Origin of the sequence: Stenotrophomonas sp. CASM106, from assembly GCF_049384825.1 — a bacterium.
Classification (GTDB): domain Bacteria; phylum Pseudomonadota; class Gammaproteobacteria; order Xanthomonadales; family Xanthomonadaceae; genus Stenotrophomonas; species Stenotrophomonas muris.
Genome location: NZ_JBMRFS010000006.1, coordinates 63,779 through 75,930, shown reverse-complemented (window position 1 = coordinate 75,930; position 12,152 = coordinate 63,779). Strand labels below are relative to the sequence as shown.

At 67.7% G+C, this 12,152-nt stretch carries 13 protein-coding genes and 1 riboswitch; of the genes, 6 read left to right on the top strand and 7 right to left on the bottom strand.

Annotation, left to right across the window (positions count from 1 at the left end; all coding sequences use genetic code 11):
• Positions 1–82 precede the first annotated feature (82 nt).
• Positions 83–1,036, top strand: a complete 954-nt coding sequence (locus VG556_RS15310) for a Nudix family hydrolase (protein ID WP_049406070.1) — start codon at positions 83–85, stop codon at positions 1,034–1,036.
• A 103-nt stretch (positions 1,037–1,139) separates the two neighbouring features.
• Here VG556_RS15310 and VG556_RS15305 read toward each other — a convergent pair whose 3' ends face one another.
• Together VG556_RS15305 and metF are read right to left on the bottom strand one after the other, a co-directional pair.
• On the bottom strand, positions 1,140–1,724 hold the full coding sequence (locus VG556_RS15305; RefSeq protein WP_100449343.1) for a DUF4124 domain-containing protein: 585 nt from the start codon (positions 1,722–1,724) through the stop codon (positions 1,140–1,142).
• Positions 1,725–1,764: 40 nt separating this feature from the next.
• Positions 1,765–2,592 (bottom strand): methylenetetrahydrofolate reductase [NAD(P)H], encoded by an 828-nt coding sequence (gene metF / locus VG556_RS15300; protein WP_032956691.1) that lies wholly within the window; start codon positions 2,590–2,592, stop codon positions 1,765–1,767.
• A gap of 202 nt (positions 2,593–2,794) precedes the next feature.
• On the opposite strand from metF, the gene VG556_RS15295 reads away from it, so the two are divergent.
• The 5 genes from VG556_RS15295 to VG556_RS15275 all read left to right on the top strand — a co-directional run bounded on the left by VG556_RS15295 (position 2,795) and on the right by VG556_RS15275 (position 6,907).
• Complete coding sequence (locus VG556_RS15295; RefSeq protein ID WP_100449344.1) at positions 2,795–3,721, top strand: alpha/beta fold hydrolase; 927 nt, start codon at positions 2,795–2,797, stop codon at positions 3,719–3,721.
• Positions 3,722–3,757: 36 nt separating this feature from the next.
• Complete coding sequence (locus VG556_RS15290; protein ID WP_100449345.1) at positions 3,758–4,807, top strand: sensor histidine kinase; 1,050 nt, start codon at positions 3,758–3,760, stop codon at positions 4,805–4,807.
• Positions 4,804–5,535 (top strand): LytR/AlgR family response regulator transcription factor, encoded by a 732-nt coding sequence (locus VG556_RS15285; RefSeq protein WP_100449346.1) that lies wholly within the window; start codon positions 4,804–4,806, stop codon positions 5,533–5,535. Before VG556_RS15290 ends, VG556_RS15285 begins: the two co-directional genes overlap by 4 nt.
• Positions 5,536–5,585: 50 nt before the next feature.
• A complete protein-coding gene (locus tag VG556_RS15280) occupies positions 5,586–6,170 on the top strand; it encodes a DUF3228 family protein (RefSeq protein ID WP_014645954.1) in 585 nt (194 codons plus the stop codon).
• 101 nt (positions 6,171–6,271) lie between these two features.
• Entirely contained in the window at positions 6,272–6,907 is a 636-nt protein-coding gene (locus VG556_RS15275; protein ID WP_100449347.1) for an energy transducer TonB, read from the top strand.
• Between the two features lie 70 nt (positions 6,908–6,977).
• Here the strand turns inward: VG556_RS15275 and VG556_RS15270 are convergent, their stop codons facing one another.
• From VG556_RS15270 to ahcY, 5 genes are all read right to left on the bottom strand, one after another.
• Entirely contained in the window at positions 6,978–7,463 is a 486-nt protein-coding gene (locus tag VG556_RS15270) for a hypothetical protein (RefSeq protein ID WP_100449348.1), read from the bottom strand.
• Entirely contained in the window at positions 7,463–7,936 is a 474-nt protein-coding gene (gene ybaK / locus VG556_RS15265) for a Cys-tRNA(Pro) deacylase (RefSeq protein ID WP_014645957.1), read from the bottom strand. The genes VG556_RS15270 and ybaK overlap by 1 nt, the downstream gene beginning before the upstream one ends.
• Before the next feature lie 110 nt (positions 7,937–8,046).
• A complete protein-coding gene (locus VG556_RS15260; RefSeq protein ID WP_100449378.1) occupies positions 8,047–9,381 on the bottom strand; it encodes a peptidoglycan-binding domain-containing protein in 1,335 nt (444 codons plus the stop codon).
• 50 nt (positions 9,382–9,431) lie between these two features.
• Positions 9,432–10,220: a lysozyme inhibitor LprI family protein gene (locus tag VG556_RS15255; protein ID WP_100449349.1), complete on the bottom strand. Its 789-nt coding sequence runs from the start codon at positions 10,218–10,220 to the stop codon at positions 9,432–9,434.
• A gap of 260 nt (positions 10,221–10,480) precedes the next feature.
• Positions 10,481–11,926, bottom strand: a complete 1,446-nt coding sequence (ahcY, locus tag VG556_RS15250; protein ID WP_014645960.1) for an adenosylhomocysteinase — start codon at positions 11,924–11,926, stop codon at positions 10,481–10,483.
• A 36-nt stretch (positions 11,927–11,962) separates the two neighbouring features.
• A riboswitch (S-adenosyl-L-homocysteine riboswitch) is annotated at positions 11,963–12,046 on the bottom strand.
• Between the last annotated feature and the right edge of the window lie 106 nt (positions 12,047–12,152).

The window sequence follows — 12,152 nt, the reverse complement described above, 5'->3', positions numbered from 1 at the left end:
GCGGGGCCTTCTGCTTTGGCGCGGGCGATCCGGCGCGGATTCGTGATTGCGCTGGCCGCCCTGTTCTGGGCATGCTGGCCCCATGGTTTCTCCCACCCGATCGATCCATGTCGTGGCCGCCGTCATCACCGACGCCCGTGGCCGCGTGCTGCTCAACCGCCGTACCGAGAACCGCGACATGGCTGGCCTGTGGGAGTTCCCCGGCGGCAAGCGCGAATCCGGCGAGACCTCCGAACAGGCGCTGGTGCGTGAACTGCGCGAAGAGCTGGGCATCGAGGCCGATGTCGGGCCCTGGCTGATGGATGTGCCGCAGCGCTATCCGGACAAGCACCTGACCCTGGAAGTGCGCCACGTGCGCAGCTGGAAGGGCACACCGCGCGGGCGCGAGGGCCAGGCGATCACCTGGGTGGCGCAGGACAAGCTGGGCCGCTATTCCATGCCGCCGGCCGACCTGCCGGTGGTGGCCGCACTGCGCCAACCGGATCGCTACCTCATCACGCCGGCGCCGGCCGAAGATGCCGGCGGCGTGCAGCACTGGCATGAACGGCTGCAGCAGGCAGTGGCGGCGGGCCAGCAGCGCATCCAGCTGCGCCTGCCGCCGGAGCATCCGCAACGGCAGGCGATGATCGAACAGGCCGTGCGCGCGCATCGTCGCGGCGTGCAGTGGCTGCTCAACCGCGATGTCGCGTTGGCCCGCACACTGGGCGTGGGCGTGCACCTGGGCAGCGAGCAGTTGCTGGCCCTGCAGGAGCGGCCCTTGCCGGAAGGACAGCTGGTCGCCGCGTCCTGCCACGACCTGGAGCAGCTGCAGGCGGCGCAGCAGCTGGGCTGCGACTTCGCGGTGCTCGGCCCGGTGCAGGCCACGGCCAGCCATCCCGGGGCGGTGCCGCTGGGCTGGGAGGCCTTCGCTGCGCTGCGCGCGCAGGTATCGCTGCCGATCTACGCGTTGGGCGGCATGGCCGCCGGCCATATCGCCGAAGCGCGTCGGCATGGCGGGCAGGGCATCGCTGCGATTCGTGGGCTGTGGCCGGCGTGAGCCGGCATGCGGGGTCAGATCCCTGCGCAGCAGGGCTCTGACCCCATCGCGGCAATCCGGGGTCGGAGCCCTTTCCGCTGGAAAGGGATCCGACCCCTCCCGATCACAGCGTGATCCAGAAGCATCCGTATTGCCGCCGCAATCCCAGCACCGTGGACGCTCGCGACGCGCTGCCGGGCAGCGTCTGCTCCAGGCGCAGGCCGACCGGATGCCGTGGCGCTGGCGGCTCAGGGTCGGATTCCTGCGCCGCAGGGCTCTGACCCTCTTCCTGCGAGGACGCCAGCCCCTGTGGCGGATACACCGGCACCACGTCCACCAGTGGCCGCCGTGCCAAGGATTCCAACTGGCCGAGGATGCGCTGCGCGCCGGCATCGGAGACCGCACCCCACAGGTACAGCGAGGACAGCCGGTTCACATCGTTGCTGACGATGCCGGTGCGCAGTGCCTCCACCAGCTCGCTCAGGCGTCGTGGGCAGCGCGCACCCAGGGTGTCGCGTGGCAGGGTGCTGCCGGTGGGCGCGGGCGGTGGCAATCGCGACTGGGCGCCAACGCTGTCGCAGGGGCGGTCGGTATACACGCTCTGCCCCTGCGCATCGGTGCAGCGGTTCAAGCGCGGGGACTGCGCATGGACAATGCTCGATACCGAACACAACAACAGCAGTAACAGCAGGAAGGAAAACCGGTTCATCGGCGCAGGGTAGCGCCGATCGCGGTGGCATGGCGTGCTTTCAGCCGTGCAGCAGCTTCAACACCGACGTGGTCGGCTTGGCCAGGTTCAAGGTGTAGAAGTGCAGGCCCGGCGCGCCGCCCTCGATCAGGCGCTGGCATAGTTTGGCCACCACTTCGGTACCGAACGCCCGCACCGATTCGGCGTCATCGCCATAGGCCTGCATCTTGCGGCTGATCCAGCGCGGGATCTCCGCACCGCATTGCTCGGAGAAGCGGCGCAGCTGGCTGAAGTTGGCGATCGGCATGATGCCGGGCGTGATCGGCACCTGCACGCCGAGCCGGCGCACGGCATCGACGAAGTGGAAGTACGCATCCGGGTTGTAGAAATACTGGGTGATCGCCGCGTCGGCGCCGGCATCGATCTTGGCCTTGAAGTGCTTCAGGTCGGCCAGTGCATCGGAGGCCTGTGGATGGGTCTCCGGATAGGCACCGACTTCGATGCGGAAGGCGGTGCCGTGTTCGGCGCGGATGAAGTCGATCAGCTCGGCGGCGTAGCGCATGTCACCGGGGAAGCCCATGCCGGAGGGCAGGTCGCCACGCAGCGCGACCAGGCGATGGCAGCCGATGGCGCGGTACAGCTTGAGCAGTTCGCGGATTTCCTGGCGGGTGCCGCCGACACAGGACAGGTGCGGTGCAGCCTCGAAGCCGTGGTGCTGGTTGAGGTGGCGCACGGTCTCGGAGGTATAGCTCAGGGTCGAGCCACCGGCGCCGAAGGTACAGGACACGTACTCGGGGCCGTAGTCCTTCAGCCTGGCCGCGGCGCGGTCCAGCTGGCTGCGCTGTTCGTCGGTCTTGGGCGGATAGAACTCGAAGCTGATGGCGGTCATGGCACGGGCGGCAGCGGCGGGTGCGGGTCAGTATATCGCTTCATCAAGATGGATGTTAGTTGGCTGCATGGACTGGCACCGTCCGCCGCCGGCGACCGTTTGCCCGGGTCTGCGGCCGTTGCTCCGGAATCGCAACCTGGCTGCCGTAGCCGGGCGCACGCTGCTCCCATCCCGGCACCCCCACCTGATGAAGGAGCAGACGATGAAGATCTTCCTGGCACTCTGGTACGCGATGAAGGCCCTCGCCCGGCTGGCGATGATCGGCATGGCGATGGCCGTGCTCGGCTCCGGTTCCGCGCATGCCGCCACCGGCTCGACCGCTGGCAAGGTACAGGTCGAGGTGGTCGGCATGGGGCGACCGCTGCTGATGATCCCCGGCCTCAACAGCAGCGCCGAGGCCTGGCGCGAGACCTGCCTGGCCCTGAAGGACGTGCAGTGCCACCTGGTGCAGTTGCCGGGCTTTGCTGGCGCGGCAGCGGCCGACCCGCGCCCGGCCGGCTTCCTGCCGGCGATGCGCGGGCAGCTGCTGGCCTACCTGCATGACCAGCACCTGGGGCCGGTGGTGGTGGTCGGCCACAGCCTCGGTGGCGTGCTGGGCCTGCAGATGGCGCAGGCCGAGCCGAAGGCGATCAGCGCACTGGTGGTGGTCGATGCCCTGCCGTTCCTGCCGGCGGCGCGCGACCCGAGTGCCACCGCTGACAGCGTGCGGCCGATGGCCGACCGTCTGCGCAGCGGCATGCTGGCCGCCGATGCCGTGCAATGGCAGGCGCAGTTGAAGGCGGGCCTGCCGGGCATGACCCGCGATCCGCAGCGCCAGGCCGAGCTGGGCCGCTGGGGCGAAGCCAGCGACCGCCGGACCACGGCCGATGCGATGCATGCGGTGATGACCACCGACCTGCGCGACAGCATCGCTTCGATCACCGCGCCGACGCTGGTGCTCGGCAGCTGGGCCGGCTACCAGCCGTTGGGCGGCACCGAGGACGGCACGCGTGCGGTGTTCCAGGCCCAGTACGCGAAACTGCAGGGCGTGCAGATCGCGATGAGCGCGCAGGGTTTCCACTTCCTGATGTGGGATGATCCGCGCTGGTTGCAGGAACAGGTGCAGCGTTTCCTCGCCGCGCATCCCTGACCCTTGTCCGCCCTCCTGCCACCGCCGAGAGCCCGCATGGACGCCACCACGCCTTCCCGCCGTTTCTGGACGCTCAATGCACTGGCATGGGCCGGCTATGCGCTGTACGGGCTGTGGGTCGGCATGCGGATCGGTGGCGGCATCGTGTTCAGTGGCATCGTGCTGATCACCGTCAGCGTCGCGGTCTCACTCTGGCTGTGCAGCGGCGCATTGCGTTCGGTTGCACTGCGCCAGCGCTGGTGGGAGGGCAGCCTGGGCAGCCTGGTGCTGAAACTGGCTGCCGGCGTGGTGCTCGGGGCCAGCGTCGCACAGGCGGTAACGGCGGCGCTGCTGCTGCCGGCGCTGGCGCTGGGTTGGGTGCAGCTGCCTGGCGGCCATGCGGATTACCAGTGGTCTTCGGTGCTGCTGTATTGGATGAACACCGCGTTGTTCCTGCTGGTGTGGACCGGTTTGTGGGCGGGCCTGCACGGCCTGCGGCGGGCACGCCACAGCGAGCTGGCACGCCTGCGCGCCGAAGCCGAACGCAGTGCGCTGGAACGTGACGCACTGCGTGCGCGGCTCAATCCGCATTTCATGTTCAATGCGCTGAACAACCTGCGTGCGCTGATCCTGGAAGACCCGGAACGGGCCCGTGACATGGTCACCCGCCTGTCGCGCACGCTGCGCCAGGCGCTCGCCCACAACCGCAGCGAGCAGGTCACGCTGGCCGAGGAACTGGCGGTGGTCGATGATTACCTGGCCATCGAGGCGGTCCATTTCGAACAGCGCCTGCAGGTGCGGCAGCAGATTGATGCCGATGCCACGCAGGCGCAGCTGCCGGCGATGGCGTTGCAGTTGCTGGTGGAGAACGCGATCAAGCACGGTATCGCCAGCCGACCCGGCGGCGGCGAGGTGCAGATCCGCGCCACGCTGGACAATGACGTGCTGCGGTTGCAGGTGGACAATCCACTTCCAACCGGCAGCGAACCCACCCATGGCCATGGCGTCGGCCTGGCCTACCTGCGTGCGCAGCTGGGCATGTGTGGCCGATTCGTGCTGCAACCGGCCGGTGACCGCATGCAGGCCCTGCTGGAGATTCCGCAATGACTGGCATGCTGCGCGTGTTGATCGTCGATGACGCACGGCTGGCCCGGCAGGAGCTGCGCACGCTGCTGTCGGCGCTGCCGTGGGTGCAGTGCGTGGGCGAGGCCGACGACGTGCCCGCCGCACGCGAGGCGATCACCACGCTGGCACCGGACCTGGTGCTGCTGGATGTGCAGATGCCCTCCGGCAGTGGTTTCGACGTGCTGGACGGCCTGGACACGGTGCCGGCCGTGGTCTTCGTCACCGCCTACGACACCTATGCGGTGCGTGCGTTCCAGGCCAACGCGCTGGACTACCTGGTGAAGCCGGTGGAGGCGCCGCGGCTGCTGGAAGCGCTCGAGCGGGCGCGGCAGTGCGAGGCGGTTGCGGCCGACGTGCCGGAATCGCGCGGCACGCTGGGCGCGCACGACCAGGTGTTCGTGCGCGAGGGTGAACGCTGCTGGTTCGTCGCGGTCTCGGAGATCCGTCGGCTGGTGGTGGATGGCAACTACACACGGCTATGGTTCCGCGACCAGAACGCCCTGCTGACCCGCAGCCTGAGCGCGCTGGAAGCACGCCTGCCGCCGGAGTTGTTCTTCCGCGCCAACCGCAACACACTGGTCAACCTGCGCCGTATCCGTGGGGTGTCGCCCAGCATCGGCGACGGCTATGACCTGACGCTGGATGATGGCAGCGAGGTGGAGGTATCGCGGCGGCAGGCACGCGAGCTGCGCGAGCGGATGGCGTTGTAGGTGCTGCCAGCGGTTACCCTGTGCAGCGGATTCCCAGATCACGCCGCGCCATGTCCATCGTCCTCACCGATTTCGCCCGTCCCCGCCTGTTCCCGCGCGTGCCACGCGGCAATACCATCCAGGACTGCACTGCCGAGCAGTTCGAGGCACACCTCAATGCGCACGCGCCGCTGAAGGTGCTCGACGGCTACGCCCCGTTCTGCAAGTTGTTCGTCTACGAGAACTGGACCAGCACGCGCTGCCTGACGGTGCCGGTCACCGAGGCCAACCGCCACCAGCTGCGCAGCGGCTACGAAGCGCGCAACCGCGAGGAACTGCCGGTACTGGTGCGCTGGTTCGAGGGCGTGGAGTCGCCGCGCGCGAACTACCTGGTGGTGATCCTGTACAACGCCGAGCAGCTGGCCAGGGAAGGCTCACCGATCGAAGCCGACTGGGGCATCGTCGGCTGCATCTACACCGCCGAACCGGAAGAAGTGCCGATGGCGCCGATCACCATGATGCGCAATGCGCTGGGCGTGGAGGAGGGCGGTTCCGGCGTGCCATTGGACAAGGAGGCCTACCGGCGCTCGGTGGAGTTCTGGGAGAACAACGCCAACTGGCGGCCGGGGTCGGATCCCCGCATCGCAGGGCTCTGACCCGATCATTCGAGCCCCCGGTCGAAGCCTTTTCCTGAGGACGGGATCCGACCCCAGGCGCGCGCTATGATCGGGCCAGGCAAACCCAAGGAGGGCAGGGCATGGCGGTCTGGGCAAGGATGATCCTGATGTTGCTGGCGGGCACGCTGCCCGCCACCCCGGTACTGGCCGCGAAGCCCTCTGCCGGGATGGCCTGCGAACCCATGGCACGCCTTCCCGGGCTGCGCGATGCAGGCGTGACCGCGCTGTCGATGCAGCCGCAGGACGGCCGCTGCGTGATTGAAGTGGCGGCGGCCAATGGCAACGCGCTGCGTCGGCAGCAACGAATGCTGGAGGCGCTGGTGCAGCATGCCTGCGCCGCGCCGGCGCACGTGACCGTGAATGAGGTGCAGGTATCCCTGCAGCTGCGCCTGCCGACGCCCTGCACGGCACGCAGCAACCGGGATCTGTTCGCGGGTGAAGGTATTCCCTGGCTGCCTCCACACGGCGTGTCGCCGCGCTATCCGGTGGAGGCCATGCGGCAGGGGCTGTCCGGCCGCAGCATGCTGAAGGCGTTGGTCGATGCGCGGGGGAGCGTTGCGGCCGTGATCGTGGAGACCTCCAGCGGTCATGCGTTGCTGGATGACGCTGCAGCGGAGGAGCTGCAGGGCTGGCGTTTCAGCCGCGCCGATGCGAAGGGTACGGTGCCGGCGTTGACCCTCGTGCGCATGCCGATGCGGTATGAATTCGTGGAGTGAGCGTCATCCATGCATGGCATGGATCTGGACGTACCGCAGCGGAGCCACGCCGTGCGTGGCTGCATCACTGTCAGAGGCGCTTCCACTCCCACCACGGGTAGTGGTATTCGCGCTCGGTGGCGCTCCACGGCTGCGTGCAGGACGTGCACGTCACCCGGTAGCACTCACCCCAGCCATCCTCGGCCTCGCCTCGTCCGAGCAGCAGCACGTGGCCCTGTTCCAGCAGCGGTGCAGGGTTGAAGAACACATAAGAAGGGTAGAGTGCGCACAGGCACCCCTCACGCGCCTGCCAGTAGCGCAGCCGTTGCAGGGCCGCCTTCAGGTGCGCCTGGTTGCTGATCAGCATGCCGCCCAGGGCGATGCCCTCGCAGCTGCGTTCGATCGTATCCACATGTGCGACCAACGCGTCCAACGACGCGGTGCTGAACAGCCGTGCCACCGTGCGTGCGGCATCGGTGATGCGCGTGGCATCGCGCGACAGCAGGTCCTGCAGCAGCACGTCGGCCTGTGCATCGTCGAGCCGGGGTACCGGCGCTGCAGACCACGGCCAGCGCATCAGCGTGACTTGCCGATGGCAGCGTAGTGGCCGGCGGTGAGGCGCAGAAGGTCGGCCGGTGCCAGTTCTACCTCGAGGCCGCGGCGCCCGGCGCTGACATGCAGCGCGGGCAGCGCTTCGGCACTGGCGTCCAGGAACGTGCGCAGGCGCTTCTTCTGCCCCAGCGGGCTGATGCCACCGACCAGGTAGCCGGTCGCGCGCTGTGCGGCATCGGCGGCGGCCATCTCGCACTTCTTGCAGCCGGCGGCTTCGGCCAGCGCCTTCAGGTCAAGCTGACCGGCGACCGGCACGATCGCCACCAGCAGTTCGTGTGCTTCCGTGCTGGCCAGCAGGGTCTTGAACACCTGGGCCGGGTCGAGGCCGAGCTTGTCGACGGCTTCGCCGCCATACGATTCGGCGTGGGCGTCGTGCACGTAGCTGCGCACGGTGTGGGCGATCTTCTCGCGCTTGAGCAGGTTGATGGCCGGGGTCATGGGCGCATCCTAGCGCGAGGTAGGGATATTGCCTTGACCGAAACTCGCGCATCAACGCAGGACGGGCCCCCGAAGGCGCCCGTCCCGGCTGTGATCGTCGGCATCCCGCGTCAGCGCGACATCGACTGCTGCGTCTGAATCTGTTCCTGGGTCTGTCGCTGCGACAGTTCGTTGTCCAGCGCCTGGCTATGCCGCGTGCTGTCCTGCAGCGTGTGGTTCGCCGCCTGCGACAGGTCGACGTAAGTGCGGTGCATGGCGGGATCGCCAAGCTGGCCCTGCACGGCGAACACGCCCTGGTTGTCCGGCCGCGCCAGCACGGTATCGACCTGGCTCATGCCGGCCAGCTTGGACTCGTAAGCCACCAGGCCTGCGGCGTTCTCGAGCTGGCTGCGGTCATTGAACAGTGGCGCCAGGCCACCCTGGCGGCGTTGTTCTTCCAGCGTTTCCAGCTTTTCCACGACCTGCTGGTAACGCGGGTTGTCGGCGTGGCCGGGGGTGGCCATGGTCGGTTCGGCGGCCTGCTGTTGCTGTTGCGCGATGGCCTTGTCGAGCGCACCCAGGGTGGTGGCACCGACCTTGCCATCGACGGTGAGCTGGTGCTCACGCTGGAACTGCTTGACCGCTTCCAGGGTGCCGGGCCCGAAATCGCCATCGGCTACCAGTGGCTTGCCGTCCTTGCCCAGATAGCCCAGGTCGGCCAGCTTCTGCTGCATCGCCTTTACCTCATCGCCCCTGGCGCCGCTGACCAGTACGCCGTTGCCGCCGGGCGACCCGTGCGAGGGGGCATGGGTGGGGGTGATGCCCAGCTGGGTCATCGCCCGGTCGAAGCGCTCATCGCGGCTGGTCACCGCGGCCGGCGACTGGATGCCGTACTTGGTGGCATCGACGAAGTTCTGCACGTCGCCGCGGGTCGGCGGATTGCCGGCCTGGACCGTACCGCCCTGCAGCTTTTCCGCGTTGCCGGCCAGATAGCTGATGAACTGCGGGCCCATGCCGCCGAACTGGTTGTCATAGTCGGCCATGGCCAGCTGCAGTTCGGGGTTGGCCGCGATGGCATCGGCGGCGGCCGGGTTGGTGGCACGCACCTTGGCGATGGCTTCATCGACGCGCTCGATGGCGCTGTCCAGCTTGTCGTTGGTGAGCTGGTCCATCTTCGCCTGCGGAATGGCCTGCAACTTGGCGTCAAGCGCCGCCAGCTGCCGGGTGCTCAATCCGCCCTGCTGGGACAGCAGTTCGATGTCAGCGGCGGTGAAGCCGTTGTCGCGCAGGAAACGCCTGGCCTGTGGATTGCCGCCGACATCGAACTGCACCAGTCCGAACGAGTAGGTGCTTGCGCCTTTCTGCGCGTATGAGAAGTGGTCCAGGTGGCGGGTGTTGCCGCCCAGCTCCGTGTTGAGGAACAGCGTGGACAGCTGTTCGCGGGTAAGGGTGGAATCCTTTGCCATGGTCATCGTCCTTCAATGTGGGAAAAAGCGCCGGGCGCACCCAGCGGATGTCAGCCGGCGCAGTGCTGCTGCGTGAAGCCGAGCAGCTGGCGGACGGCCTGGGTGCCGTAGGCGGCCGATGCCGGTTCGAGGGCGAACTGGCCGACCATCTGGTTGCTGCACAGCTGCACGTTGCGCTTGCCGGCGGTGGTTTCCTGGATGCAGTTGGCCGCCAGCACGGCGTTGGGGCCACCGCCCACGTTGGTGGCGGCCGTACAGCCCAGCAGGCGGCCTTCCTGGCCGTTTTCTCCCAGCAGCGTGTTGAAGTTCGCCAACTGGCTGTTGGGGTCGCGCAGCACCAGCAGGTCCACGCACTGCTGCTGGCCGTCGGGCACTTCGCAGGCGTCCTGGTCGACCAGGCCGTCGCGCGTGGCCGAGAGCACCTTGAGGCGATCGGCAAATACCTGTTGCAGGCAGTGCGCGTCACCGCACAGGTCGCGCGTATGCTGGATCCAGCGCTGCTGCTCGGCCTGCAGCTTGTCCTTGCCGGCGGCATCGAGGGTGTCGCGTGCGGAGGCTTCAGCCTTGGCCAGCTCGCCTTCCTGCTGCAACAGGGCGGGGTCGTTGCAGATCAGGGTCTGCACCTGTGATGCCCCCTCGGCGCAGGCAGCGCTGCTGCCCGTGGCCGCTGCCGGGGTGCTGATTGCCTTGCCGTCGGTGCTTGCCTGGCCGGTGTTCGCTGCCGGCGCGCTGGCACCGGCATCGCTGCCAGGCGGGCTGCAGGCGGCCAGCAGGGCCACCCAGCACAGGATCATCAGGGGCTTCATCGCCCGGGTCACTCGGTCATTGTTGCGCGGCATGTCCTGTCCTTTGCTGTCTGCGTCCCGGCGCATGGCCTGCAGTTGGCAGTCCATGGGGGCATAGAGCCTAGCAAGCGGCTTCTTAGGGCACTGTGACAGGGCGCGCGGATCTGCTGCGGGGCGACGCAACGCAGAACGGGCGCCCGAAGGCGCCCGTTCTGTCTGCATCTGTTGCCGGGGTCAGCGCTCTTTCCTGCGGAAAGGGATCCGACCCCGCCTGCGCCGGTAGTGCCGGCCGCTGACCGGCACCGCGCACGGCATCAGTAGCGGTAGTGGTCCGGCTTGAACGGGCCTTCCACCGGCACGCCGATGTAGTCGGCCTGTTCCTGGCTCAGGGTGGTCAGCTTCACGCCGATCTTTTCCAGGTGCAGGCGAGCCACTTCTTCGTCCAGCTTCTTCGGCAGCAGGTACACCTTCTTCTCGTAGCTGTCCTTGTTCGCCCACAGGTCGATCTGTGCCAGGGTCTGGTTGGCGAAGCTGTTGGACATCACGAAGCTCGGGTGGCCGGTGGCGCAGCCCAGGTTCACCAGGCGGCCTTCGGCCAGCAGGAAGATCGCATTGCCGTTCGGGAAGATGTACTTGTCGACCTGCGGCTTGATGTTGACGTGCTTGATGCCGGCGAAGGACACGAGTGCGTCGACCTGGATCTCGTTGTCGAAGTGGCCGATGTTGCAGACAATGGCCTGGTCCTTCATCGCGCTCAGGTGCTCGATGCGGATGATGTCGCGGTTGCCGGTGGTGGTGACGTACAGGTCGGCACGGCCCAGGGTCGATTCGATGGTGTTGACTTCATAGCCTTCCATCGCCGCCTGCAGGGCGCAGATCGGGTCGATCTCGGTGACGATCACGCGCGCGCCGTAGGCACGCAGCGACGCGGCGCAGCCCTTGCCGACATCGCCGTAGCCGCAGACCACGGCTACCTTGCCGGCCAGCATCACGTCCATCGCGCGCTTCAGGCCGTCGGCCAGCGACTCGCGGCAGCCATACAGGTTGTCGAACTTGCTCTTGGTGACCGAGTCGTTGACGTTGATCGCCGGGATCAGCAGGGTGCCGGCCTGGGCCAGCTGGTACAGGCGGTGCACGCCGGTGGTGGTCTCTTCGGAGACGCCCTTCCAGTCCTTGACCACGCGGCCCCAGTAACCCGGGCGCTCCTTGGCAACGCGCTTGAGCAGGTTCTTGATGACCTGTTCTTCGTGCGAGGCGGACGCGGTGTTGACCCAGTCGCTGCCGTTTTCCAGTTCGTAGCCCTTGTGGATCAGCAGGGTCACGTCACCGCCGTCGTCCACCACCAGTTCCGGGCCGGTCAGGGTGCCGTCGGCCAGGGTGAAGGTCAGCGCGTCCAGGGTGCAGTCCCAGTACTCTTCCAGGGTCTCGCCCTTCCAGGCGAACACCGGGGTGCCGGTGGCGGCGATGGCGGCAGCCGCGTGGTCCTGGGTCGAGAAGATGTTGCACGAGGCCCAGCGCACGTCGGCGCCGATGTCCTTCAGGGTCTCGATCAGCACCGCTGTCTGGATGGTCATGTGCAGCGAGCCGGTCACGCGCACGCCCTTCAGCGGCAGCTCGGCCTGGTACTTGCGGCGGATCGACATCAGGCCCGGCATTTCGTGCTCGGCGATGTCCAGTTCCTTGCGGCCCCAGTCGGCCAGCGTGATGTCGCGGATCTTGTAATCACCTTCGGTGGAGAAGGTCTTGGCAACAGCGTTCATTCGTGTGCTCCGGTTGTGGGCGAGCGGGTGCTCGCATCTAGCCGGGCGCCGTTGTTACAAAGCCACCTTACCGAGCCTGGCCGGGCCTCATCGGATCCGGTCGCAGCGCCCCTCGGCAGGGGAGAACCCCCATTATATCGCGGCCCCGGCATGACATCCGGATGACCCAACCATCGGCAGATGGGGGCGCGTGCACGGCCTGTTAAGGTCGATGCTTTCACGCATC

What these genes read in the sequence shown, in the direction of transcription:
- VG556_RS15310 (WP_049406070.1), top strand. Translation starts at nt 83, where the DNA reads ATGGTTTCTCCCACCCGATCGATCCATGTCGTGGCCGCCGTCATCACC.
- VG556_RS15305 (WP_100449343.1), bottom strand. Translation starts at nt 1,724, where the DNA reads ATGAACCGGTTTTCCTTCCTGCTGTTACTGCTGTTGTTGTGTTCGGTA.
- metF (WP_032956691.1), bottom strand. Translation starts at nt 2,592, where the DNA reads ATGACCGCCATCAGCTTCGAGTTCTATCCGCCCAAGACCGACGAACAG.
- VG556_RS15295 (WP_100449344.1), top strand. Translation starts at nt 2,795, where the DNA reads ATGAAGATCTTCCTGGCACTCTGGTACGCGATGAAGGCCCTCGCCCGG.
- VG556_RS15290 (WP_100449345.1), top strand. Translation starts at nt 3,758, where the DNA reads ATGGACGCCACCACGCCTTCCCGCCGTTTCTGGACGCTCAATGCACTG.
- VG556_RS15285 (WP_100449346.1), top strand. Translation starts at nt 4,804, where the DNA reads ATGACTGGCATGCTGCGCGTGTTGATCGTCGATGACGCACGGCTGGCC.
- VG556_RS15280 (WP_014645954.1), top strand. Translation starts at nt 5,586, where the DNA reads ATGTCCATCGTCCTCACCGATTTCGCCCGTCCCCGCCTGTTCCCGCGC.
- VG556_RS15275 (WP_100449347.1), top strand. Translation starts at nt 6,272, where the DNA reads ATGGCGGTCTGGGCAAGGATGATCCTGATGTTGCTGGCGGGCACGCTG.
- VG556_RS15270 (WP_100449348.1), bottom strand. Translation starts at nt 7,463, where the DNA reads ATGCGCTGGCCGTGGTCTGCAGCGCCGGTACCCCGGCTCGACGATGCA.
- ybaK (WP_014645957.1), bottom strand. Translation starts at nt 7,936, where the DNA reads ATGACCCCGGCCATCAACCTGCTCAAGCGCGAGAAGATCGCCCACACC.
- VG556_RS15260 (WP_100449378.1), bottom strand. Translation starts at nt 9,381, where the DNA reads ATGGCAAAGGATTCCACCCTTACCCGCGAACAGCTGTCCACGCTGTTC.
- VG556_RS15255 (WP_100449349.1), bottom strand. Translation starts at nt 10,220, where the DNA reads ATGCCGCGCAACAATGACCGAGTGACCCGGGCGATGAAGCCCCTGATG.
- ahcY (WP_014645960.1), bottom strand. Translation starts at nt 11,926, where the DNA reads ATGAACGCTGTTGCCAAGACCTTCTCCACCGAAGGTGATTACAAGATC.